Below are 23,159 nucleotides of genomic sequence, written 5' to 3'. Positions count from 1 at the left end.
GGAGGAGGCGAACACCACATTTGGTGTCACCTTCAAGACAGACCCAAGATCCAACACACGACCCCGGGGCGCAGCGCGGTTCCGAGGCCAGGGACAGGTTTGCTTGATCCTCCTTCGCACGAACACATCACCGGCACGGCGGAACAACCGCATGGCCGACACTCAAATGGCCAGCATGGGGCAGACATGAAAATCGAACGCCATTTCACCACAGACGGACAAGACGCATATGCAGGGATCGAGTTCTCGATCACGGCTTCGGAGATCCGCAATCCTGACGGCACGGTCGTCTTCCGGCTTGACGAAGTGGAGGTGCCGAGCTCCTGGAGCCAGGTGGCGTCCGACGTCATTGCCCAGAAGTATTTCCGCAAGGCTGGTGTGCCGGCCGCGTTGAAACCGGTGCGCGAGAAGGGCGTGCCGTCCTTCCTGTGGCGCTCTGTGGCGGATGACAAGGCACTCGCGAAGATGCCCGAGGACAAGCGCTATGGTGGTGAGACCTCCTCCAAGCAGGTCTTCCGTCGTTTGGCCGGCGCCTGGGCCTATTGGGGCTGGAAGGGGGGCTACTTCACCTCCGAGGCCGATGCCCGCGCCTATTTCGATGAGATGCAGCTGATGCTGGCCAAGCAGATGGCCGCGCCGAACTCGCCCCAGTGGTTCAATACCGGCCTGCATTGGGCTTACGGCATCGATGGTCCGGCCCAGGGTCACTACTATGTGGACCACGCGACCGGCAAACTCACCAAATCCACCTCGTCTTACGAGCACCCGCAGCCCCATGCCTGCTTCATCCAGTCCGTCGCGGACGATCTGGTGAATGACGGTGGCATCATGGACCTCTGGGTCCGCGAGGCGCGGCTCTTCAAATACGGTTCCGGCACGGGCACCAACTTCTCCTCCCTCCGTGCCGAGGGGGAAGCCCTGTCAGGCGGCGGCAAGTCGTCGGGCCTGATGGGCTTCCTCAAAATTGGCGATCGGGCTGCGGGCGCGATCAAGTCGGGCGGCACCACGCGCCGCGCGGCCAAGATGGTGATTTGCGATGCGGACCACCCGGATATCGAAGAGTTCGTGAACTGGAAGGTGAAGGAAGAGCAGAAGGTTGCCTCCATCGTCGCCGGCTCCAAGATGCACGAGGCCAAGCTGAACGAGATCTTCGCGGCCATCGGCGAATGGGACGGCCTGGGCGAGGATGCGGTGGATCCGGCCAAGAACGCGGCGCTGAAGACCGCGATCCGGGGCGCCAAGAAAGTGTCGATCCCCGAGACCTATATCAAGCGCGTGCTCGACTATGCCAAGCAGGGCTACGCTGCGATCGAGTTTCCGACCTATGACACGGATTGGGACAGCGAGGCCTATAACTCGGTCTCCGGCCAGAACTCCAACAACTCCGTCCGGGTGACCGATGCCTTCCTGAAGGCGGTCAAGGATGATGCGGATTGGGAACTGCTGCGCCGTACCGATGGCAAGGTTGCCAAGACCATCAAGGCCCGCGAGCTGTGGGAGAAGATTGGTCATGCGGCCTGGGCCTGTGCCGATCCCGGTATCCAGTTCCACGACACGGTGAATGACTGGCATACCTGCCCCGAAGACGGGCAGATCCGCGGCTCCAACCCGTGCTCGGAATACATGTTCCTGGACGACACGGCCTGTAACCTCGCCTCCATGAACCTGCTGACCTTCTACAAGAACGGCAAGTTCGACGCCGAAGGCTACATGCATGCGGCCCGCCTCTGGACCCTGACGCTGGAGATTTCGGTGCTCATGGCGCAGTTCCCCTCCAAGGAAATCGCGCAGCGCTCCTATGACTTCCGCACCCTGGGTCTTGGCTATGCCAATATCGGCGGTCTGCTGATGAACATGGGCTACGGCTATGACAGCGACGAGGGCCGGGCGCTCTGTGGGGCGCTGACCGCGATCATGACCGGGGTGAGCTATGCCACCTCCGCCGAGATCGCCTCGGAAGTCGGGACCTTCCCGGGCTACGCCAAGAACGCTGATCACATGCTCCGCGTGATCCGCAACCACCGCACTGCGGCCTATGGCAAGACCGATGGGTATGATGCGCTGGCGACCAAGCCGGTGGCGCTTGATCACGCAAGCTGCCCGGATCAGACCCTTGTCGAGCTGGCGAAATCCGCGTGGGATGAGGCGCTGGAGCTGGGCGCGCAGCATGGCTACCGCAATGCGCAAGCCACGGTGATCGCGCCGACCGGGACCATCGGTCTCGTAATGGATTGCGACACGACCGGGATCGAGCCGGACTTCGCGCTGGTGAAGTTCAAGAAGCTCGCGGGCGGCGGCTACTTCAAGATCATCAACCGCTCTGTGCCCGCAGCACTCGAGACGCTCGGCTACAGCTCGGCTCAGATCGAAGAGATCATTGCCTATGCGGTGGGTCACGGCACCCTCGGCAATGCGCCGGGCGTGAACCACACAGCACTGATCGGCCACGGCTTCGGCGCAGAGCAGATCGAGAAGATCGAGGCGGCCCTGCCATCGGCCTTCGACATCCGCTTCGTGTTCAACCAGTGGACACTGGGCGAAGAGTTCTGCACTCAGTCTCTCGGCATCCCCGCCGAAAAGCTGAACGACCCGACCTTTGACCTGCTGCGCCATCTGGGCTTCCCCAAGGCGGATATCGACGCGGCCAACAACCATGTCTGCGGGACCATGACGCTGGAAGGCGCGCCCTTCCTGAAGACCGAGCACTACAAGGTCTTTGACTGCGCCAACCCATGCGGCAAGACCGGCAAGCGCTTCCTCAGCGTGGACAGCCATATCCGCATGATGGCTGCGGCCCAGTCCTTCATCTCGGGCGCGATCTCCAAGACGATCAACATGCCCAATGACGCCACCATCGAGGACTGCCAGAAGGCCTATGAGCTGAGCTGGTCGCTCGGCACCAAGGCCAACGCGCTCTATCGCGACGGCTCCAAGCTCAGCCAGCCGCTGGCCGCGGCCCTGGTCGAGGATGATGAAGAGGCCGCCGAGGTGCTCGAGACCGGCAACACCATGGAGAAAGCCCAGGTGGTCGCCGAGAAGATCATCGAGAAGGTTGTCGTCAAGGAGATCATCCGCTCGCATCGCGAGAAGATGCCCGAGCGCCGCAAGGGCTACACCCAGAAGGCGGTTGTCGGGGGCCACAAGGTCTATCTGCGGACGGGCGAGTACTCCGACGGCAATCTCGGTGAGATCTTCATCGACATGCACAAGGAAGGCGCGGGCTTCCGGGCGATGATGAACAACTTCGCCATCGCGGTCTCGGTGGGCCTACAATACGGGGTACCGCTGGAGGAGTTCGTGGACGCCTTCACCTTCACCAAGTTCGAGCCGGCCGGCATGGTTCAAGGCAATGACAGCATCAAGAATGCGACCTCGATCCTCGACTATATCTTCCGCGAACTGGCGGTGAGCTATCTGGACCGGACCGATCTGGCCCATGTCCAGCCCACCGGTGCCAGCTTCGACGATCTGGGTCGCGGCGAGGAAGAGGGTGTCTCCAACGTCAAGCAGATGTCCGACAACGCGGCGAGCAAGTCCCTCGAAGTGCTCAAGCAGATCAGCTCGACCGGCTACCTGCGCAAGCGCATGCCACAGGAACTGGTCGTGTTGCAGGGCGGCGGACAGCCTGCGGTCGCTGAGATCCCGGTGACCGGCACGATCGGCGGCGGCGAAGTGGCCACCATGACGGCCGTGCGTGCGGAAACCTCGGTCTCCACCGGGATGGATGCTCGGGCCAAGGCCAAGATGCAAGGCTATGAGGGCGAAGCTTGCGGCGAGTGCGGCAACTATACGCTGGTGCGCAACGGTACCTGCATGAAGTGCAACACCTGCGGCGCCACTTCGGGCTGCAGCTGATGAGAATCGGGTCGGGGATCCTGTGATCCCCGGTCCGCTTGGGTGACCCGGAGGGAGATTGTTCGACCTCCTCCCCGGGGCGCTCTGTGACCCACCCCCATGGGTCACAAAAGTTCCAAGGCGGGTGCGCTCGCCTTTGACGCGGTCAGGCCGCAGGCAGAAAACACGGGCGGTAATAACGACGAGCCTGACTTGCGAAACTCAATAGGCGGCCTTCGGGTCGCCTTTTTTCTTTCCCTGCGGCAATGAGGCCGGTTTATATTTTGAATTGAGTGGGCAGAGTGGGAATTCCCTATGGAGGCCTATTTCCGTTTCAGCGAAATAGACGCCATTCAATTGAGGTAGATCAATGAAAAAAACCTTCGCCTGTCTTACGGGGGCATTCGCCGTTTCGGCAATGCTCGGATCAGCGGCTTTTGCGCAAAAGATAGACCAAACATATAGTTACGTGGGTCTCGGTGGGAGCAGCTATGGCGACATGGTGATCGGCGTGAAAGCCATTAACAATAACGGCAAGGTCGCGGTCTGCGGAATCGGCTGGGTCGAACCTTTCAAAGATGGGCGCTATAGCGCATCCTCTTTGAACGATCTGAGAGAGATTTCTTCTAAAATTCGATACAGTCTGGCGGGGAAATCCCTTCGGTTCTCAACTGTAAAGTTCCCATTCGTGAAAGGCGCTGAGGAAGCGAGCAAGACCGATGTCACCTGTGTCGCCACACGAGTGGATTGGACCAGTGCCATGGACGGGGAGCGGATCGAGATGAAGGTTGGGACGATCAAGATCCGGAAGTAGCAGAGGGATAGTGGATCCCCGCTGCCAGTCAGCGGGGCCCACCGATATGAGGGGTTTTTGGGGCTTGGAAAGGGGCATCCATGGGCGCCAACTCGCGTCTTGGAGTGCGCTTCACAACCTCAGGTTGATAAGTCGGGTTCACTCCACACGCTCACGGTGAGCGCCTGCAGAAACAATCTGCTGCGTCGCAGCGCAATCGTCATGACGACAGGGCCGGAATCCCGCGCAAAGCGCTCAAAAACAGAGCATTTTTCGACTCCGAACGCCAAAAACCCCAATAAAATAAAAGCTTTCGTTGAGCTCACGTATTGGTTAATAAATGGTGAGGTGCGGGCGCTGTGGGGGACCATGGTGTCCGTACGTGTTACTATCCAGTAGGACTACCATGAAACTACTCTCTGTACTCGCAACGGTGGTTGGGTTGTTGTTGTCGCAACCTGCACTTGCCAAAACCTATTCGTTTTATGTTGGCGGCGCGACCGTCGGCGTCGGCGGGACTATCTCGTCCGACGGAACGATTGGGCTCGCGAAAGCAACGGACTCCGTCGAAGAATTTACGCTGGGGTTTGTGTTCTTTGGTCAGCCCGCGGGTCCCGGCCTGAGCTTCGACAGCAGCGCTGTCGCAGCGATTTTCGGCGACACGACCTTCCTCTACACCGAGGACGCGATTTTTATCGCAGCACCTAACAACGGCTCGCCCGCACCTTTCGCGGACGCGTCGGACGCTGAGAATGACTACTACCTAGTTGGTCAGGCTCTCACCGTCGCCCCGGTTCCTCTGCCTGCGTCGCTCCCGCTGCTTGCGGTCGCTGTGGGTGGTTTGGCAGTGGCACGCCGCCGCAGACAACAGGCGTTGGCGTAGTCTACGAACCACATGACTTAAGGCGCACCGCACGGGGATAATCCTGCGCGGTGCGTTTTTCTTTCTGGGGGTTGCGCAATCAGGTTGCGGAACGGCCCCTTCTAAAAATCCCCATCACACTGTCGCGGCAGGAGGCTGCTGGCCTCGGCCCCATCGCTCAACTCGCAAAGCGTGCGGAGTTTCGCGCGCGCGCGGGCCAGACGGGAGAGGACGGTGCCCTGCGCCACGCCCAGGCTGGCGGCGACCTCCGCAGGCTCCTGACCTTCGATCACCACAGCCGTCAAGGCGCCGCGCTGTTCCGGGGGGAGGGCCGCGATCGCCTGCATCACATCCGTGAAGGCCACGCGTCTTGGGCCGGTCTCGGCGGTCTCATTGACCCAGTCGGTCTCGATCAGGGCATCGGTCGCCGGAAGCCGTCCGCGCCGCCGCGTGGCATTGCGCAGAGTTGCCCGCGCATAGGCGGGCAGGGCGTCGATCTCGGCCCCGGCACGCTGTTGGCTCCAGACCTGGAGCAGGGCTTCCTGCACCAGGTCTTCGGCATCACTGCGCGACGGCACGAGCGCCCGGGCGGCGCGGGTCAGTCCGGGGATCAGGGCCACGAGGGCGGCCTCGGTGGTGGCGGGGGGAGGGGTGCTTGCCTGTGTCATGGCCTAAAGCTGCGCCTTGACCCGCCCTCTCTCAATACGAGGAAACCTGCCGAGCGGAGTTCTGCAGGGCTTGATCGGCAGAGATCTGCGCGCGCCTCTCAGCGGATTGGGCGGTGCCATGCTGAAACGCGCTGCGCGCTGTCCGGGCCCGGATAAAGGCAGGCGTTCCTGGCTCTAGGCATATGAAGGGCGCGGCGAACGCGGTCTTCGACAACTGATCTCAAGGAGACACACACAATGAAATCCATGTTCCTCGGACTGATCGCCTCGTCGGCTCTGATTGCGACGGCAACTGCCGTGAGCGCGAGCACAGAGATGGATACGGATGGCGACGGGATGTATTCCTTCGCTGAACTGCTGGTTGGCTTCCCGACGCTCACGGAAGAGACCTACACCACCATGGACGCCAATGCGGATGGTGCGGTCGACGCTGAAGAGCTGGTCGCAGCCCAGGAAGGCGGGCTCTACCCGGCCGGCGGCTAAGCCCCGCAGACTCACGGGACCTCTTGCACCGGGCGTTGAGGGCTAGACCTCGGCTCCCAACGCCACCAGCCGCGCCCGCAAGGGCGCGGCTTCTTTCGCGCCGCTCTCCAGGGCATAGACATAGGCGTGGGTCAAAAAGAACGCCGCCGCCTCAGGCCGCCGCGCCGCCGCCGCCGCATAGAGCGCAATCAGCATTTTCTTGTCGGACCGGGCATGGGCCGATTGCAACGCGGCATCGAGCGCCGGGTCCGACGGGACGGCCGGCTCACTCAGCGGCATGGCGTGGCGCCTCCTGCAATGCGGCCGCCGCCCAGGCATGGAAGCAATGGGTCGGGCCATCCATGGCGGGCGAGAAGGCGCCGCCATCAAAGCCACTGGCCATCCGCCCGCGCTGCATGCCTTCGACGACGAAGATGTCCTCTTCGAACACGGCTTTCCATTGCACGGCATTGGCACCGCGCAAGGTTGGGTCAGTTTCGGCAGAGGCATAGGACAGATGCACGCGCTCGGTGGTGCGGCTGCAGCTCTCCGGGGTCAGCACGATGGAGAAGACATGATCGCGATGCACGCCCAGAAGCACATTGGGATAGACCGCAATATACTCCGCCGCCGTGTCCCATTTGGGGGTCAGGCTCTCGAAATCCGGAAAGGCCGCCGTGCCATCATCCGCGCGGAACTGCTGATAGACCTCAGTGCCCTGTCCCGAGAACGCCCCCGGCTGCTCGATATTGTAGTGATCCTCCAGCCGCGAGATGGCATTCAACCCGGGATGGACCCAGGGCAGGTGATAGCTCTCGCAGTAATTCTCAACCGCGAGCTTCCAGTTGCAATCCACCTCCAGTGTGAACTGGCTCTCGGGTCCGCCGGGGACGAGCGGCTGGTCAAACTCCTGCCAACGGGCGAGCAGATCGCGATGCACCTCCGCGAAGGGGGCTGCATCCTCGCTCAGATTGACGAAGACCACCCCCATCCAGATATGGCTCGGCACCTCGATCAGGCCCAGCAGATTGCGGTCGATCGCGTCATGGGTGTTCTGCCCGGGGCCGCCCACATGGGGTGTGGTCACGAGGCGCCCATCCGTGCCGTAGCACCAGGAGTGATAGGGGCAGCGGATCGCGCCTTCGATCTTGCGCGGCGCATCCACGAGGATCATGCCCCGGTGGCGGCAGACATTCTGAAAGACGCGCACCTTGCCGGTCTTGTCGCGGATCAGCAGCAAGGGTTGCCCGCAGAAACTCAAAGGCACCGCATCGCCCTTCTCGGGCACATCCGCGGCGACCGCAAGCCCGGCCCAGTTCCGCGCAAGAAGGACGTCGCTCTCTCGCGCGAAGAGGGCGGCATCGGTGTAATGGGCGTTGGGCAGGCCCCGCGCCGAAGTGATCGGCTGACACACCGCGCGCAAAGCTTCAGACATGGGGCAGCTCCTCTCCAAACCTGAGACGAGCTTAGGGGGCCAAAAGGGCCGATTTCGCGTGGATTCCCGACTTGGGTTTTCTCACAGCGACATGTTCCGCGAGGAAGCGCCGCTATGAGTGGCCGGACTTACTCCGGAAGAGGGGTGCCTCGGGAGAGGGCTGCGACGCCTGTTCGAGCGATCTCGCTCAACCCCAGGGGGCGCATCAGATCGCCAAAGGCGTCGACCTTGGCCGGGGTGCCGGTGATCTCGAACACGAAGCTTTCGAGAGTGCTGTCCACCACATTGGCGCGAAAGATCTCGGCCAGACGCAGGGCCTCGATCCGCTTGTCGCCCGTGCCCGCAACCTTGAAGAGCGCCAGTTCACGCTCGACACTCGCGCCTTCGACAGTCAGGTCATGGACCTCATGGACTGGCACCATACGCGCGAGCTGCGCCTTGATCTGTTCGATCACCTGCGGCGTGCCCGTGGTCACGATGGTGATACGCGAGCGGTGCCCCTCATGGTCGATCTCGGCCACGGTGAGGCTCTCGATATTGTAGCCCCGCCCGGAAAACAGCCCGATCACCCGCGCAAGAACCCCCGCCTCGTTGTCGACAACGACGGCCAGCGTGTGGGTCTCCTGATGGTCCCCAAAGGTGGAGCGCAGGTCATAGGCGGAATGCTTCGAGGAGCCTTGTTCAATCTTCAGCGGGGACATGGGTTTGCTTTCGTTTCAGCGCGTGGCGCTGGTCTTTTCTAATACTCGAAACGGCGTGTGAATGCGGGAGCAGGGCGCTCCCGCATAGGGATCACACCAGAACGGCGCCCTTGGTGCCGATGACGCCCTGGGTTTCGGCCTCGCCCAGCAGCATCTCGTTATGGGGCGCGCCGGACGGGATCATCGGGAAGCAGTTCTCGTGCTTCTCAACGAGGCAGTCGAAGAGGACCGGCCCGTCATACTCGAGCATCTCCATGATCGCGTCGTCCAGATCCTTGGGATCCTTGCAGAGGATGCCCTTGGCGCCAAAGGCCTCGGCCAGCTTCACGAAATCGGGCAGGGCGTCGGACCAGGAATGGCTGTAGCGCTCCCCATGGAGGAGCTCCTGCCACTGGCGCACCATGCCCAGACGCTCGTTGTTGAGGATGAACTGCTTGACCGGCAGCCGGTACTGGATCGCGGTGCCCATCTCCTGCATGTTCATTAGCCAGCTGGCCTCGCCGGCCACGTTGATCACGAGCGCGTCCGGATGGGCCACCTGCACCCCGATCGAGGCCGGGAAGCCATAGCCCATGGTGCCCAGACCGCCCGACGTCATCCAGCGGTTCGGCTCGTCGAAGCCGAGATACTGCGCGGCCCACATCTGATGCTGGCCCACTTCGGTCGCCACATAGCGCTTGGGGTGGTCCTTGGTCAGGGCCTCCAGACGCTGCAGGGCGTATTGCGGCTTGATCGTGGTCTCGGAGTTCTTGAAGTCCAGGCAACGGATCTTGCGCCATTCCTCGATCTGCGCCCACCATTTCTGCAGCCCGGCCTTGTTGGTCTTGCGACCGCGGGCCTTCCAGATCCGCAGGGCGTCTTCGAGCACATGGCCGATATCGCCGATGATCGGCACATCCGTGCGGATGACCTTGTTGATCGAGGATGGATCAATATCCACATGCACCTTCTTGGAATTCGGCGAGAAATCCGCAACGCGCCCGGTGATCCGGTCGTCAAAGCGGGCGCCGATATTCAGCATCAGGTCACAGCCATGCATGGCCAGATTGGCCTCATAGAGCCCATGCATCCCCAGCATGCCGACCCAGTTCTCACCCGAGGCCGGGTAGGAGCCAAGTCCCATCAGGGTCGAGGTGATCGGAAAGCCGGTTTCGGCCACGAACTCGCGCAGGAGCTGGCTCGCTGCCGGGCCCGAGTTGATCACGCCGCCGCCGGTATAGAAGATCGGGCGCTCGGCCGTCTCCATCAGCTCCACCATGGCAGTGATCGCCTCGATATCGCCCTTCACGCGGGGCTGATAATGGCGGGTATCGGCCTTGGTCGGCGGCACATAGGTGCCCTCGGCAAACTGCACATCCTTGGGAATGTCCACCAGCACCGGGCCGGGGCGCCCATTGGTCGCCACATGGAAGGCCTGGTGGATCGTGTCCGACAACATGTCCGTCTCTTTCACCAGCCAGTTATGCTTGGTGCAGGGGCGGGTGATGCCCACGGTATCGGCTTCCTGGAAGGCGTCATTGCCGATCATGAAGGTCGGCACCTGACCCGACAGAACCACCATGGGGATGCTGTCCATCAGCGCGTCGGTGATGCCGGTCACGGCATTGGTCGCGCCCGGGCCGGAGGTCACCAGCACAACGCCCGGCTTGCCGGTCGCGCGGGCATAGCCCTCGGCGGCGTGGGTCGCTGCCTGCTCGTGGCGCACCAGAATGTGCTTGATGTCGGACTGCTGAAAAAGCTCGTCGTAAATCGGAAGGACAGCCCCGCCCGGATAGCCGAATACTGTGTCGACACCCTGATCTCTCAGGGCTTGAACCACCATCTGTGCGCCGGTCATCTGCGTGCTCATCGTCTTTTCCTTTGCTTCACGCGGGCCTTAGGGCCTTGGGTTCGTGCGGGTCGGGCATAAAAAAACCCCCGGTCTTACTCGGGGGCGCAAGGGGATCGGTAGGGTTTCCGTTACCGGCCCATGCGCCAAATTCCTACAAGTACGACAATCGCGGGCATTTCCTGCGTCCTTTCCGTCCGTGCGCGGGACATTAGGTCCCGAGTCCCGGGGCGTCAACCGCCAAATCCTGAATAAAGTGACCCGAACGCCGGTTTCTGCGACGTTTTCTTTCGCGGGGGCTGGGTTTCGCGAAAGATTTGCGTGAAAAAAGGCGGCGGAAGGCCCGCCGCCCGATGTTTTAAGCCGTTTTGCGGGCGCGCATGACGCCCAGACCGCCCAGACCCAGCAGCAAGAGCGGCAGGGCCGCCGGAAGTGGGATCACAGCCGGGGGCACCCGGTCGAGACCGAACTGCACTTCGGTGATGAAGCGTGCTGTGCCCACGGACCCTGCGCCATATTCCAGTACCACCCGGTCAAAGGCGCTCATCGAGGAAAACCCGATGAATTGATCGGAATCATCGTTGCCATTTGCCGTGACCGTAACGCTTCCGAGAGATGCGGCCCCAGCGAAAGCCTCAAGGGTCACATCGAATGTCGCGATATTGTTGGGGTCGTTTGACGTAAATTGGTCATTGCCAAAGGTCATGCCGACTTCGAAGGCTGCGATGTCAGTGAACTCAATCGGTCCCCCGCTCGGGTCGCCGCGGACGCCGGGCTCCGCGTTGTTAAGCACGGAAATGGTGTTGGAGGAAAAATCCGTGGAGGTCTCGATGTCCCCTCCAACAGCACCGACGACATTGACGGAAACGAAGTCTGAATAATCGGTATAGGGTGTCACTGCGGCCAAACCTGGCGTCGCAATAAGGAGCGCCGCAAGTGTGACGCCTATGCGTGAAATGGTCATAATTACTCCTCCCAATCTCTACACAATGCCTCGATTGTCGCCGATTTTGGTTAATCTGCCAAGGGAGGAGGCCGCTTGGGATCGCGGAGAGGAGAGGTCGCGTCGGGCAAATCGCCCGCTTTTACAGGGCGCGTCGTGCCCCATGGCGGGTGCCGAACAGGGTAGGCCGATGATATTTGGGAAAAACCGCGCCGCCCAGCAGGTTCATGGCGGCGCGGAGGTACTCGTGACGAAAAAACGCGATCAGGCGCGGCGGCGACGCAAAAGACCGAGCCCGCCCAGCCCCGCAAGGAGGAGCGGCAGCCCTGCGGGCAACGGGATGGGGGCCACCGGGTCGAGGCCGAACTGAACCTCGGTGATGAAGCGGGCGAGCCCACGGGACGCGGTCCCTTCATAGTCCAGCTCCACCCGGTCGAAGGGTGTCGTGCTGCCAAAGCCGATGAACTGGTCCGAGAGGTCGTTGCCGTTGGACACCACGGTGACGCTGCCCACGAAATCCGTGCCGCTATAGGCGCGCAGCACCACGTCGAAGATGCCGGTATATTGTGTGCCCGGCGCGCTCTGGTCGTTGCCGAAAGTCATGCCGACCTCGTAGGCCAGCACTTTGGTGAAGACCATCGGGTCGGTGGAGACGGGGAAGGTGCCGACCCCTTCCTCGCTGATCGGGCCATTGAACCCGCCTGCGGCATTGGAGGTGAAATCGGTCGAGTCGTCGATGTCCCGACCGGTCGCTCCGACAATCGTGAGCGAGGTGAAATCCGCGTAATCCGCGTATTGCGTGATCGCGGCGGAGGCTGGAGCGGCGAAGTTGAGCGCGAGGAGGCCTGCGGCGAGGAGGGGTCTGATCATCTGTGGTTCCTTCAGTGTTGGCGGGACGGGCAAGAAGGACACCCTGTCCGGTTCTGAGGAAGGTTTAGGAGGTTCCGCACCACCGAGCTTGAGCGTTCCATGAGGAGTTCATGAAGATCGCCGCATGTCCGGCGACGAAAGCCGCGGGCTGCATATGGTCAGGCGGGTGACAGCGCCTTCGGAGGCAGGGGCGGAGCGTCGCGCTCCGACTGCCCCTCCATCTCGGCCTTGAGACCTGCGATTTCGGCGCCCAGCACATCATCGAGCCAGAGGCGCAGCACTTCGCCCAGGGGGATCCCCGTCTGATACAGCCCGATCTCCAGCAGCACGCCCTGGCCCGTTGGGCGCAGACGCAGGTCGTAGATCCCCGCCGCGCGTGTGGTCTGCGCGCTGTCGGGCTTGACCGCGAAGCGGCAGCGCCAGGGCCGTTCGAGCAGGATGACGGTCGTGGTTTCCGGCGGATGCTGCCAGAGGCTGGGGACGTCTTGCACCAAGGTGGGCGAGGATTGGGCGGGTTCCGCCGGAGTGGCATCCCGGCCCGAGACGGATGCGGGCGCAATCTCGTGCCAGACCTGCTCGGGCGGGGCCTTGATCTGGATCTTGTGGCGCGCGCCAAAGGCAAAGAGCGCCGGAACCCGCTCCAGAAGCCGCCCGTAGAAGATCAGGTAAAGCAGCGCGATTGCGGTGGCCGCGATGGCGAGGCGCAGGACCGGGTTTGACAGCGCGCGGTTTGCCTCCGGGAGGATCCAGATGAAGAGCGTCTCGAACAGGGTAAAGAGGGCCACGACTTCGCAAAGACGGCGGAGCTGGGGCAGGGCCGCCACCAGCCCGGCCACCGCCAGCGCGCAGAGCCCGAAGAACAGCAGCGTCGCCACGGGCGGCGCCCAGAACGGCACATGGGCCAGCGCCCGTCCATCCGTCATGGTTCCGATCAGGGCCGTTAAGGTAAAGGCGGTCGCGCAGACGAGAATGCGCCTGCGCTGACGGTAAACTCTGTGCAACATCTGCTTCCCCTCGCGCGATAGGGGATGGCGCGGGCGCGGCGTTGGACAGGCGCAAACCGGGCGGAAAAGGGGCAAATCGGGAAAAACTGCAAAGAATTGCTCGTATCGAGCCCGGATTCCGCGAAACTCGGGGGATATCCACAGCTTCTGGGCGATCGGGCCCCTTGCGCCGCTTGCAGGTGCCGAGAGGGGGGTGCATGCTCTGACCCACGACCTGAGTCGCCAGGGCGGTGTCCCCCCTCAGCCTTGGCAGAAGACCTTCGCCGGACGGCGTGCGCATTGAAAAGCTGCGCAGGCTGCCCCACGTAAGGAAGCCAGATCAGGAGACGCCTTACGGTTGCCGTCAGGGACCCGGGCTGTCTGCCCAATATAAGGACCGAGCATGTCTGAATCACTCACGCAAAGTTACCCGGTATTGCCGCTGCGCGATATTGTGGTCTTCCCCCACATGATTGTTCCGCTCTTTGTCGGACGCGAGAAATCCGTCCGCGCGCTGGAAGAGGTCATGAAGGACGACAAGCAGATCCTGCTGTCGAGCCAGATCGATCCGAGCGTGGACGACCCGACCCCCGAAGGCATCTTCACCTTTGGTGTGCTGGCCAATGTGCTGCAGCTGCTGAAACTGCCCGATGGCACGGTCAAAGTGCTGGTCGAGGGCCGTCAGCGGGTCGAGATCACCGAATACACCGATAATGACGACTTCTTCGAGGCCAACGCCGTGCTTCTGGAGGAGGACGCGGGCGACGCGGATACCCTGCGCGCGCTGGTCGGTTCGGTCAGTGCCGAATTCGAGCGCTATGCCAAGATCAAGAAGAACGTTCCCGAAGAAGCCCTGACGGCTGTTGCCGACAGCACCGAGCCTGCCAAGCTCGCGGATATGGTGTCTGGCCATCTCGGGATCGAGGTCGCGCAGAAGCAGGAGCTTCTGGAGACCCTGAGCGTCGCCGAGCGTCTGGAGAAGGTCTATGGCCTGATGCAGGGCGAGATGAGCGTTCTGCAGGTCGAGAAGAAGATCAAATCTCGCGTCAAAAGCCAGATGGAGCGGACCCAGCGCGAGTACTATCTGAATGAGCAGATGAAGGCCATTCAGAAGGAGCTCGGCGATGGCGAGGACGGCGCCAATGAGGTGGCCGAACTCGAAGGCCGGATTGCCGAGACCAAGCTGAGCAAGGAAGCCCGCGAAAAGGCCGATGGCGAGATCAAGAAGCTCAAGAACATGAGCCCGATGTCCGCCGAAGCCACCGTGGTGCGGAACTATCTCGACTGGATGCTGTCCATTCCGTGGGGCACGAAATCCCGCGTGAAGAAGGATCTGAGCCGGGCGCAGGATGTGCTCGACGCCGATCACTACGGGCTGGAAAAGGTCAAGGAGCGGATCGTCGAGTATCTCGCGGTGCAGCAGCGCTCGAAGAAGCTCAAGGGGCCGATCCTCTGCCTTGTGGGCCCTCCGGGCGTGGGCAAGACTTCGCTCGGCAAGTCGGTGGCCAAGGCCACGGGTCGTGAGTTCATCCGGATTTCCCTGGGTGGGGTGCGCGACGAGTCCGAGATCCGCGGTCACCGCCGGACCTATATCGGCTCCATGCCGGGCAAGATCATCCAGGCGCTGAAAAAGGCCAAGACCACGAACCCGCTCATCCTGCTCGATGAGATCGACAAGATGGGCCAGGATTTCCGGGGCGACCCGGCCAGCGCCATGCTGGAGGTTCTGGACCCGGAGCAGAACGGCACCTTTGTCGATCACTATCTGGAGGTCGAGTATGACCTCTCGAACGTGATGTTCCTGACCACGGCGAACTCCTACAACATGCCGGGCCCGCTTCTGGACCGGATGGAGATCATCTCGCTCGCGGGCTACACTGAGGACGAGAAGGCCGAGATCGCCAAGCAGCACCTGATCTCCAAGCAGGTGAAGAACCATGGGCTGAAGAAGGACGAGTTCTCTCTGTCCGACGAGGCCCTGCAGGAAATCATCCGCCGCTATACCCGCGAGGCGGGCGTGCGGAACCTGGAGCGTGAGATTGCCAAGCTCGCCCGGAAGGCCGTGACGAAGATCGTCAAGAAGGAGGCCAAGACGGTCGAGGTCACCGAGGAGAGCCTCGAGGACATGCTGGGCGTCAAGCGGTTCAAATACGGGCTCGCCGAAGAGAAGGATCAGGTCGGTGTGGTCACCGGGCTGGCCTGGACATCCGTGGGCGGCGACTTGCTGAGCATCGAGGCCCTGCGTCTGCCGGGCAAGGGGCGGATGAAGACCACCGGCAAGCTGGGCGACGTGATGAAGGAGAGCATCGACGCGGCGTCCTCCTATGTCCGCTCGATCAGCCCGCAGATCGGGGTGAAGCCGCCGCGCTTTGACAAGTGGGACATCCACGTCCATGTGCCGGAAGGGGCGACCCCGAAGGACGGTCCGAGCGCAGGCATCGCCATGGTGACTTCCATCGTGTCGGTTCTCACGCAGATCCCGGTCAAGAAGGACATCGCCATGACCGGCGAGGTGACCTTGCGCGGGAATGTGCTGCCGATCGGTGGCCTGAAGGAGAAGCTGCTCGCGGCCCTGCGCGGGGGGATCACCACGGTGCTCATCCCGCAGGAAAACGAGAAGGACCTGCCGGAGATCCCGGACAATGTGAAAGATGGGCTGACCATCATTCCCGTGTCCCATGTTTCCGAAGTGCTGAAGCATGCGCTGGTCGCGACGCCGGAAGCCATCGAATGGGATGAGGAGGCCGAGGAGGCCGCCGCCGCCCAAAAGGCCATGGCCGAGAAAGAAGGGCAGGGCGCGGTCGCCCATTAAGCCCTGAGCCAGACACAGAGAAACCGCCTTTCGGGAACCCGAGGGGCGGTTTTTCTTTGCGGCGTTGCACTCGTTTCGACAACTGGGTTTCACGCTGCGGGAAGGCGGCGTGCGGTTTCGGTCTGCCTCCTGACGCGTCTGCCCTACAAAAAGGAGCGCAGGCCGCCATGCGACCCACGCTCCCGCCTGGTACAAGTTGAAAGGGTTAGCTTTTGCGCTTGCGCGCGTAGCCCAGGGCGCCGAGGCCCAGAAGCATCAAGGGCAGGGCTGCGGGCAGCGGGATCGGGGCCACGACGGAGTATTCCACGATATAGGCGTTCTTGTTGCCGGCGGAGATGTCGTTCCAATCCTTGGCGCCCCCGAACCAGCCTTCGACATAGTCTTCGCCGGAGCCCCAGTCATTGGGCTCGCCCGGGTTCCAGTTGGCATAGGTCTGGGTGCCACCGCTTGTGGTGTAGAAGACCGTGCCTGCCTCGGGCCCGGTGATCCAGGCAAAGACGCCCTCCTGATCCGTATCCGAGGCGCCGATCCAAGCCTCGACCTGACCGGTGTTTAGAGTGTCGAGAAAGGCCTGCTCCTCGGCGGAGGTGATGGTCACGATATGCCCGCTCACCCCGGCAAAGCTGGAGGCTTGCGCCGCGGCGGAGGCATCCGCGAAGTTTTCCTTCGTGGTGATCAGCTCGTAGTAGTGGCCGTTGCCACCATCGGCGACGGTCCACTGCACCGGAGCAGCGTTTGCGGCGAGGGGGAGCCCTGCGATCAGGGCGGCAGTCAGTGCGATACGTGTCATGGCGGTCACTCGGAAAAAACTTGCGATGAATTTGATCTATCCAGCGCGCGTGGCCAAATCGTGGCGGGTCAGGGGCGGTCGCGCGGCTTTCGCCAAAACGCGCCGGGTTTTGCGGTTCGACCTGCATAGCGCCGTGGTCTTCCCGGCTGGTAAAGATCCTGCCGGCGCCGTCGTGGGCGCTGGCTTCGTGCGCGCGTCGCCAGCGCAAAACCCCTGTTCCAAAACGGATCGCGCCAGACGCCTCTCGCCACTCCAACAGTTTTGCCGAAGGTGCATTTGTGCGCTTGCGCAGCCCGCGCAGTCTCGCTAAACCCACGCCCACGGGTGATTAGCTCAGTGGTAGAGCGCTTCGTTCACATCGAAGATGTCAGGAGTTCGAATCTCTTATCACCCACCATTTTCCTTTCTGATTGCGCGCATCGACCCGGCTTGACGGCTGCCCTCGGCACCCTCAGGGTCGCGCCATGAGTATCGACGCCCGGATCACCCGCGTTCCCCTGGCCTATGACCTCGACCGAGGGCAGGAGGCCGTGGCCCGCCACATGCCGGACGCAACCGGTGCGCTGCGCGAGGCGTTGGTCGGGATGGCGGGATCGAGCCCCTATCTCGAGACGCTGCTCGCCAAGGAGGCGGATTGGCTGGCCCCAGCGCTCGAAGACCCTGAAGCCGCGCGCGACGCCCTGATTGCCGGGCTCGGCACCGGGCCGATTGACGAGGTGAAGGTCGCGCTCCGCTGTGCCAAGCGGCGGATTGCCCTGCTGATCGGGCTTGCGGATCTGACCGGTGTCTGGTCCCTCGAAGAGGTCACCGGCGCGCTCACGGAGTTTGCTGACCATGCGCTCGGGGCCGCCTTGCGCAGTTGTCTTTTGCCCGAATTGCGCCGAGGCAAGGTGCCCGGGCAGGACGAGGGCGCGCTCGAGAGCGCTGCGGGGCTGGTCATGCTCGCCATGGGCAAGATGGGCGCCCATGAGTTGAACTATTCCTCGGATATCGACCTGATTTGCCTCTTCGATGAGACGCGGTTCGATCCGTCGGATTATGCCGAGGCGCGCGCGGCCTTTGTGCGGGTCACGCGCAAAACCGTGGCGCTCATGTCCGACCATACTGGCGATGGCTACGTGTTCCGCACGGATCTGCGGCTGCGGCCCGACCCTTCGGTGACACCCGTTTGCATCGCTATGGAGGCGGCGGAGCGGTACTACGAATCCCTGGGTCGCACATGGGAGCGTGCCGCCCATATCAAGGCGCGGCCCTCCGCGGGGGATCTGGTCGCGGGCGCACGCTATCTTGACCACCTGACCCCGTTCATCTGGCGCAAGCATCTGGACTTCGCCGCGATCGAAGACGCCCATGACATGCGGATGCGGATCCGCGCCCATAAGGGCCTGCATGGGGCGCGCGATGGTGGGATCGTGTTGGAAGGCCATGACATGAAGCTGGGGCGTGGCGGGATCCGGGACATCGAGTTCTTCACCCAGACACGGCAGATCATCTCGGGTGGGCGGGATCCGGACCTGCGGGTGCGCGGGACGGTCGAAGGCCTGGAGGTGCTGGCGGCCAAGGGCTGGGTCTCGCCTCAGGACGCACTCTTGCTGAAGGAGCGTTACCGGGATCACCGGGAGGTTGAGCATCGGGTGCAAATGGTCCTCGATTCCCAGACCCATGCCCTGCCCAAGGATGCGGATGGGTTCCGACGTCTCGCCTGCCTGATGGGCGAGGGGGATGTGGAGGCCCTGCGCGCACGTCTCACCGCGCGCCTGGACGAAGTGGCCGCGCTGACCGAGCCGTTCTTTGCGCCCGAGCGGAGCGGTGCGGCCAGCCCGGCGGAGCCGCAGATCGCGCCCGAGACCCAGGATATTCTGGACCGCTGGCCGAGTTATCCGGCCCTGCGTTCGCCGCGCGCGGTGGAGATCTTTAACCGGCTGCGCCCCGAGATCCTGTCGCGTTTGGGAGTTGCCGCGCGCCCGGATGAAGCCTTGTCGAATTTCGACAGCTTTCTCAAGGGCCTGCCCGCAGGTGTTCAGGTTTTTTCCCTCTTTGAGGCCAACCCTTCCCTGATCGATCTGATCGTGGATATCTGCACCACTGCGCCGCTTCTATCACGGTATCTGGCGTCCAACTCCTCGGTGCTGGATGCGGTGATCGGCGGCCCGTTCTTCGAGGATTGGCCCGGGCGCGATGCGCTGATGGCAGAGCTCAGGGGGCGGCTCGACCAGGCGCGGGACTATGAGAGCCAGCTCGACACCGCCCGGCGCTGGCAGAAAGAGTGGCATTTCCGGATCGGGGTGCACCACTTGCGCGGCTTGATCGCCGAGCCAGTGGTGGCACATCAATACACGGATTTGTCTGAAGTGATCCTTGCCTGCCTCTGGCCCCGTGTGACCGAGGAGGTGGCACGCCGTCACGGAGAGCCGCCCGGACGGGGCGCGGTTCTGGTGGGGATGGGCTCGCTGGGGGCTCGGACCCTGACGGCGCAGTCGGATCTGGATGTCATCGTGATTTATGACGGCGAAGGGCAGGAGATGTCCGAAGGGCCGCGCCCGCTTGCCCCCGGGCCCTATTACGCCAAGCTGACCAAGGCGATGATCACCGCGCTCTCGGCGCCCATGTCCGAGGGGCGGCTTTACGAGATCGATATGCGGCTGCGCCCCTCCGGGCGACAGGGGCCCGTGGCCACATCCTGGAATGCGTTTCAGAGTTATCAAGATCGCGACGCCTGGACCTGGGAGCATCTGGCGCTGACCCGGGCGCGTGTGGTGGCGCAGGCGGGGGATCACCCGGGCTCGCTCGCCACGGATTTCGAGACCTTTCGCTGCGCACTCCTGCAGCAGAAGGGGCCTGGACGTGAGGCAGAAATATCTCAGGATGTCAGTGATATGCGGGCGCGACTTGAAGCGGCCAAGCCCGCCGAAGGGGCGTTTGAGGCCAAGCTCGGGCCGGGCCGTTTGCAGGACATCGAATTGCTGGCGCAGACCGTGGCTCTCGTCGCTGGATCGCCCGGTGCGGAGACAGCGGCGCAACTGGCAGCGGGGGCCGCAGCGGGGCTTTTGACCGAAGCGGAGGCGGCTTGTCTGACCGGGCAGATCGCGCGTCTGCGGCAGGTGCAACAGGCCACGCGCCTTCTGAGCGACCGGGCGCTCGACCCGGAGGTTGTGGGCGCTGGCGGGCGCGATTTCGTCCTGCGCCAGACCGCGGATCCGGATATGGACGCTCTGGCCGAAGCCCTGGCCGAGGGAGCCACCCAGAGCGCCGATGTAGTCGCATCGGTGCTGAACCGTCTTGCCGCCACGTCCCCCATGCCTAAATCGGATCCAGAGACAGCGGAGGAGCCGAGCCCGTGACCCATTCCGACGACCAAACGCCCGCAGAGGCCCCGCAAAGCCCTGCTGTCTTTGACCCGGCGGTTCTGGCAGAGCTCGACCCGCGCCACCTGATCCGGGAGGCTTACCGGATCGAGGGGATCACCATCTGGGATTGCCGCTCGGTCTTCCTCGACTGGGCGCTCGGCTCGAAATCGCCCTCGGATCCGCGGGAGGATGTCTCGATCCTTCTGGCCCATTACGGCCCGGACGCACCGCAGCACCCCATGACGGCCGTGCTCAGCGCCGCGATGGAGGAGCCGCCCGCGCCTCGGCGGCGGGGCGGGCGCGCGGGTCGCACCGAACGCGGCGCCAGCTGAGCCACTTGTTGCGGGCGCGGCCCACCCCATATCTAGTCCATGTTGAAACTCACCCCTCTGCTGCTGGCGATTTTCTATGGGCTTGGGCTCTATCTGATCGGGGCCAAGCGTACGGCGCGCGAGCTCGACAAACGCTCGACCCCTCTGCGCGACCGGGAGCTGGGAAAGCTCACGGCCCGCATGGCGGAGGCGCTCGATCTCAAGGAGATCAAGGTGAACATCTACGAGGTCGATCCCGTAAACGGGCTGGCCGCGCCCGATGGCCGGATCTTCATCACGCGTGGCTTTTTCCGCAAGTACCAGACCGGTGAGGTCACGGCGGACGAGATGGCCTCGGTCATCGCCCATGAGCTGGGCCATGTGGCCCTGGGGCATTCGCGGCGGCGGATGATCGATTTCTCGGGCCAGAACGCGATCCGCGTGGCGCTGGCGACGGTGCTCGGGCGGTTCATCCCCTTTGTCGGGGTGCCAATTGCGAATATGCTGGTGTCTCTGTTGGCGGCGCGCCTGTCGCGCGGGGATGAGTATGAGGCGGATGCCTATGCGTCGGCCCTTCTGACCAAGGCCGGGATCGGGACCGAGCCGCAGAAGTCGCTCTTCCGCAAGCTGGAGGGGCTGACCACCGGGGCAGGGCGCGCCCAAGCGCCGGCATGGCTCATGAGCCACCCCAAGACCGAACAGCGCATCCGCGCCATCGAGGCGCTCGAAGAACGCTGGGTCGTGCCGACCTAGTAGCCGAGCTGCTTGGCGAGCCGCGACAGGCGGGATTTCTTCAGAATGGCCTTCGGGCTTTGGCCCAGCTGTGCGGCCGCAGCCTCGATGGGCACGGTGAGGGTCTCGCCGAGGTCATGCTCCGCGACGAGATCGCAAAAGAACCCATCCGGCGCATAGCGCAGCAGGCCATGGCGGCTGAGCGTCCGGGTCGGAAAATCCTTCAGATTGGCGGTCAGAAGCGCGCTGGCCTGCCCGGTCAGGGCGGCGGCCAGAACATGGCGGTCTTCCGGGTCCGGGAGGAACAGGTTTTCGATCAGGGCGTCGTCGGGAGGGACGGTCGCGTCTGGGAAAGCCGCGCGCATCAGCGCGATTTCCGACCCGACGATCTCGGCCTCAACCGGGCCCGAGCGCGCGGCGGCATGGCGCCATTCCTCGAGGATGCGCGGGGACCAGAGCGGCGTATAGGCCCCCGTCCGGGCCGCCGCGAGCAACATCTGACGCATGAGCGTCGGGTAGAGCACACAGGTGTCGAGCAGGATCCGCGCGCTCATGGCAGGAGGCGGAAGAGGATCGCCTTGAGATAGCCCGTCTCGCCCAGTTGCGCATGGAGCGGGTGGTCCGGTCCGGCCCCGCCCGTATAGAGGATCTGGGCGCTGCGCCCGGCGCGCCCGATCCCGCGCAGACAAGACGCGCGGAATTTCGGCAGCTCCGCCGCATGGGAGCAGGAGCAGAGCATCAGCGCACCGCCGGGGGCCACCAGTGGCGCTGCGAGCCGGGCGACGCGCTCATAGGCGCGCAAGCCCTGCTGCAGCGCCGGTTTGGAGGGGGCAAAGGCGGGCGGGTCGCAGATCACCAGATCAAATTGCGCCCCTTCGGCATTCATCGCATCGAGCGCGGCAAAGGCGTCGGATTTTCGGGTCTCGAACCGCTCGGCAACCCCCATGGCCTCCGCCCCGGCACGGGCCAGATCCAACGCCGCGGCAGAGCCATCCACTGCCAGGGCGCTCTTGGCGCCCGCGGCGAGGGCCGCGAGGCCGAACCCGCCCACATGGCTGAACACATCGAGCACCGTGCCCCCATGGCCCAGCTTGGCCGCGAAGGCATGATTGGGCCGTTGGTCGAAGAAGAGCCCGGTTTTCTGCCCTTCGGCCAGATCGGCGATATAGATCGCGCCGTTCATCGGCACCTCGATCCGGTCCGGCGGTGTGCCGAGCAGCGGCAGGCTCACATCGTCCAGCCCCTCGAGCTTGCGGGTCCGGCCCGAGGCCGATTTCAGGATATGGCGCACACCGGTCACGGCCTGCAGCGCGGCGGTCAGATCCTCCAACCGGGTCTCTAGCCAGGCGGCGTTGGGCTGCAACACGCAGGTATCGCCGAACCGGTCGATAATCAGACCGGGCAGGCCATCGCCCTCGGCGTGGACGAGACGATAGAAAGGGTTGCTGTAAAGCTGCTCGCGCAGGCGCAGGGCTGCGCTGAGCCGGGCCGTGAACCAGGCACGGTCGATCTGCGCGTCGAGATCGCGATCGAGCATGCGCGCGATGATCTTGGAGCCCGGCGAGATTGCGGCGAGCCCCAAAGGCGTGCGCTCGGCATCCTCAAGGATCGCGACACTGCCCGGGGCGAGCGCCTTGGTGCGGCGGTCTGTGACCAGATCGTCAGCATAGACCCAAGGGGCGCCATGGCGCAGGGCGCGGGCATCGGCTTTGGGCTTGAGGCGAATGCGGGGCAGGGGAGCAGTCTCGGACATGCGCTTCCCTACCGCGCCTCACCGGTCTGGGAAAG

19 protein-coding genes and 1 tRNA gene are annotated in these 23,159 nt (G+C 63.6%); 9 read left to right on the top strand and 11 right to left on the bottom strand.

Annotated elements, in window-relative coordinates; genetic code table 11:
• Positions 1-186 precede the first annotated feature (186 nt).
• The 3 genes from ACP153_RS07775 (at position 187) to ACP153_RS07765 (ending at position 5,510) form a co-directional block, all read left to right on the top strand.
• Positions 187-3,855 (top strand): vitamin B12-dependent ribonucleotide reductase, encoded by a 3,669-nt coding sequence (locus ACP153_RS07775; protein WP_424970407.1) that lies wholly within the window; start codon positions 187-189, stop codon positions 3,853-3,855.
• Between the two features lie 349 nt (positions 3,856-4,204).
• Positions 4,205-4,648, top strand: coding sequence for a hypothetical protein (locus tag ACP153_RS07770; protein ID WP_424970406.1), 444 nt, complete (start codon positions 4,205-4,207; stop codon positions 4,646-4,648).
• 385 nt (positions 4,649-5,033) lie between these two features.
• On the top strand, positions 5,034-5,510 hold the full coding sequence (locus tag ACP153_RS07765; protein WP_424970405.1) for a VPLPA-CTERM sorting domain-containing protein: 477 nt from the start codon (positions 5,034-5,036) through the stop codon (positions 5,508-5,510).
• 101 nt (positions 5,511-5,611) lie between these two features.
• Here the strand turns inward: ACP153_RS07765 and ACP153_RS07760 are convergent, their stop codons facing one another.
• Positions 5,612-6,157, bottom strand: a complete 546-nt coding sequence (locus ACP153_RS07760; protein WP_424970404.1) for an RNA polymerase sigma factor — start codon at positions 6,155-6,157, stop codon at positions 5,612-5,614.
• Between the two features lie 237 nt (positions 6,158-6,394).
• Here ACP153_RS07760 and ACP153_RS07755 point away from each other — a divergent pair, with 237 nt between their 5' ends.
• Positions 6,395-6,640: an EF-hand domain-containing protein gene (locus ACP153_RS07755; RefSeq protein ID WP_424970403.1), complete on the top strand. Its 246-nt coding sequence runs from the start codon at positions 6,395-6,397 to the stop codon at positions 6,638-6,640.
• A 42-nt stretch (positions 6,641-6,682) separates the two neighbouring features.
• On the opposite strand, the gene ACP153_RS07750 is transcribed toward ACP153_RS07755, so the two are convergent.
• From ACP153_RS07750 to ACP153_RS07720, 7 genes are all read right to left on the bottom strand, one after another.
• On the bottom strand, positions 6,683-6,919 hold the full coding sequence (locus tag ACP153_RS07750) for a hypothetical protein (RefSeq protein WP_424970402.1): 237 nt from the start codon (positions 6,917-6,919) through the stop codon (positions 6,683-6,685).
• Complete coding sequence (locus tag ACP153_RS07745) at positions 6,906-8,054, bottom strand: aromatic ring-hydroxylating oxygenase subunit alpha (protein ID WP_424970401.1); 1,149 nt, start codon at positions 8,052-8,054, stop codon at positions 6,906-6,908. The genes ACP153_RS07750 and ACP153_RS07745 overlap by 14 nt, the downstream gene beginning before the upstream one ends.
• A 128-nt stretch (positions 8,055-8,182) precedes the next feature.
• On the bottom strand, positions 8,183-8,755 hold the full coding sequence (gene ilvN / locus ACP153_RS07740; protein ID WP_424970400.1) for an acetolactate synthase small subunit: 573 nt from the start codon (positions 8,753-8,755) through the stop codon (positions 8,183-8,185).
• Between the two features lie 91 nt (positions 8,756-8,846).
• Complete coding sequence (locus ACP153_RS07735; RefSeq protein WP_424970399.1) at positions 8,847-10,604, bottom strand: acetolactate synthase 3 large subunit; 1,758 nt, start codon at positions 10,602-10,604, stop codon at positions 8,847-8,849.
• Between the two features lie 337 nt (positions 10,605-10,941).
• Positions 10,942-11,547: a VPLPA-CTERM sorting domain-containing protein gene (locus tag ACP153_RS07730; protein ID WP_424970398.1), complete on the bottom strand. Its 606-nt coding sequence runs from the start codon at positions 11,545-11,547 to the stop codon at positions 10,942-10,944.
• Between the two features lie 243 nt (positions 11,548-11,790).
• Positions 11,791-12,396, bottom strand: coding sequence for a VPLPA-CTERM sorting domain-containing protein (locus ACP153_RS07725; protein WP_424970397.1), 606 nt, complete (start codon positions 12,394-12,396; stop codon positions 11,791-11,793).
• A gap of 158 nt (positions 12,397-12,554) precedes the next feature.
• Complete coding sequence (locus ACP153_RS07720) at positions 12,555-13,400, bottom strand: hypothetical protein (RefSeq protein WP_424970396.1); 846 nt, start codon at positions 13,398-13,400, stop codon at positions 12,555-12,557.
• A gap of 382 nt (positions 13,401-13,782) precedes the next feature.
• Between ACP153_RS07720 and lon the strand changes: the two genes are divergently transcribed.
• Positions 13,783-16,191, top strand: a complete 2,409-nt coding sequence (gene lon / locus ACP153_RS07715; protein WP_424970395.1) for an endopeptidase La — start codon at positions 13,783-13,785, stop codon at positions 16,189-16,191.
• 205 nt (positions 16,192-16,396) lie between these two features.
• On the opposite strand, the gene ACP153_RS07710 is transcribed toward lon, so the two are convergent.
• On the bottom strand, positions 16,397-16,981 hold the full coding sequence (locus ACP153_RS07710; protein ID WP_424970394.1) for a lectin-like protein: 585 nt from the start codon (positions 16,979-16,981) through the stop codon (positions 16,397-16,399).
• Between the two features lie 322 nt (positions 16,982-17,303).
• Here ACP153_RS07710 and ACP153_RS07705 point away from each other — a divergent pair.
• The 4 genes from ACP153_RS07705 to ACP153_RS07690 all read left to right on the top strand — a co-directional run bounded on the left by ACP153_RS07705 (position 17,304) and on the right by ACP153_RS07690 (position 21,392).
• Positions 17,304-17,378 (top strand) — tRNA-Val (locus tag ACP153_RS07705).
• Between the two features lie 67 nt (positions 17,379-17,445).
• Complete coding sequence (locus ACP153_RS07700) at positions 17,446-20,322, top strand: glutamine-synthetase adenylyltransferase (RefSeq protein WP_424970393.1); 2,877 nt, start codon at positions 17,446-17,448, stop codon at positions 20,320-20,322.
• A complete protein-coding gene (locus ACP153_RS07695) occupies positions 20,319-20,660 on the top strand; it encodes a hypothetical protein (RefSeq protein ID WP_424970392.1) in 342 nt (113 codons plus the stop codon). Before ACP153_RS07700 ends, ACP153_RS07695 begins: the two co-directional genes overlap by 4 nt.
• 39 nt (positions 20,661-20,699) lie before the next feature.
• A complete protein-coding gene (locus ACP153_RS07690) occupies positions 20,700-21,392 on the top strand; it encodes a M48 family metallopeptidase (RefSeq protein ID WP_424970391.1) in 693 nt (230 codons plus the stop codon).
• Here the strand turns inward: ACP153_RS07690 and ACP153_RS07685 are convergent.
• Positions 21,389-21,925, bottom strand: coding sequence for an RSP_2648 family PIN domain-containing protein (locus ACP153_RS07685; protein WP_424970390.1), 537 nt, complete (start codon positions 21,923-21,925; stop codon positions 21,389-21,391). The genes ACP153_RS07690 and ACP153_RS07685 overlap by 4 nt on opposite strands.
• Positions 21,922-23,124, bottom strand: coding sequence for an RSP_2647 family RNA methyltransferase (locus ACP153_RS07680; protein ID WP_424970389.1), 1,203 nt, complete (start codon positions 23,122-23,124; stop codon positions 21,922-21,924). Before ACP153_RS07680 ends, ACP153_RS07685 begins: the two co-directional genes overlap by 4 nt.
• Between the last annotated feature and the right edge of the window lie 35 nt (positions 23,125-23,159).

The sequence above is a fragment of the Dinoroseobacter sp. S76 genome, from assembly GCF_049801095.1.
In the GTDB taxonomy this organism is placed as follows: domain Bacteria; phylum Pseudomonadota; class Alphaproteobacteria; order Rhodobacterales; family Rhodobacteraceae; genus Dinoroseobacter.
The sequence above is the reverse complement of the archived record's forward strand: the minus strand, read 5'-3'. Positions and strand labels throughout refer to the sequence as shown.

Coding starts and splice junctions, on each gene's coding strand:
- ACP153_RS07710 (WP_424970394.1), bottom strand. CDS start 16,981: ATGACACGTATCGCACTGACTGCCGCCCTGATCGCAGGGCTCCCCCTC.
- ACP153_RS07745 (WP_424970401.1), bottom strand. CDS start 8,054: ATGTCTGAAGCTTTGCGCGCGGTGTGTCAGCCGATCACTTCGGCGCGG.
- ACP153_RS07765 (WP_424970405.1), top strand. CDS start 5,034: ATGAAACTACTCTCTGTACTCGCAACGGTGGTTGGGTTGTTGTTGTCG.
- ACP153_RS07690 (WP_424970391.1), top strand. CDS start 20,700: ATGTTGAAACTCACCCCTCTGCTGCTGGCGATTTTCTATGGGCTTGGG.
- ACP153_RS07725 (WP_424970397.1), bottom strand. CDS start 12,396: ATGATCAGACCCCTCCTCGCCGCAGGCCTCCTCGCGCTCAACTTCGCC.
- ACP153_RS07735 (WP_424970399.1), bottom strand. CDS start 10,604: ATGAGCACGCAGATGACCGGCGCACAGATGGTGGTTCAAGCCCTGAGA.
- ACP153_RS07755 (WP_424970403.1), top strand. CDS start 6,395: ATGAAATCCATGTTCCTCGGACTGATCGCCTCGTCGGCTCTGATTGCG.
- ACP153_RS07720 (WP_424970396.1), bottom strand. CDS start 13,400: ATGTTGCACAGAGTTTACCGTCAGCGCAGGCGCATTCTCGTCTGCGCG.
- ACP153_RS07775 (WP_424970407.1), top strand. CDS start 187: ATGAAAATCGAACGCCATTTCACCACAGACGGACAAGACGCATATGCA.
- ACP153_RS07760 (WP_424970404.1), bottom strand. CDS start 6,157: ATGACACAGGCAAGCACCCCTCCCCCCGCCACCACCGAGGCCGCCCTC.
- ACP153_RS07770 (WP_424970406.1), top strand. CDS start 4,205: ATGAAAAAAACCTTCGCCTGTCTTACGGGGGCATTCGCCGTTTCGGCA.
- ACP153_RS07700 (WP_424970393.1), top strand. CDS start 17,446: ATGAGTATCGACGCCCGGATCACCCGCGTTCCCCTGGCCTATGACCTC.
- lon (WP_424970395.1), top strand. CDS start 13,783: ATGTCTGAATCACTCACGCAAAGTTACCCGGTATTGCCGCTGCGCGAT.
- ilvN (WP_424970400.1), bottom strand. CDS start 8,755: ATGTCCCCGCTGAAGATTGAACAAGGCTCCTCGAAGCATTCCGCCTAT.
- ACP153_RS07730 (WP_424970398.1), bottom strand. CDS start 11,547: ATGACCATTTCACGCATAGGCGTCACACTTGCGGCGCTCCTTATTGCG.
- ACP153_RS07680 (WP_424970389.1), bottom strand. CDS start 23,124: ATGTCCGAGACTGCTCCCCTGCCCCGCATTCGCCTCAAGCCCAAAGCC.
- ACP153_RS07750 (WP_424970402.1), bottom strand. CDS start 6,919: ATGCCGCTGAGTGAGCCGGCCGTCCCGTCGGACCCGGCGCTCGATGCC.
- ACP153_RS07685 (WP_424970390.1), bottom strand. CDS start 21,925: ATGAGCGCGCGGATCCTGCTCGACACCTGTGTGCTCTACCCGACGCTC.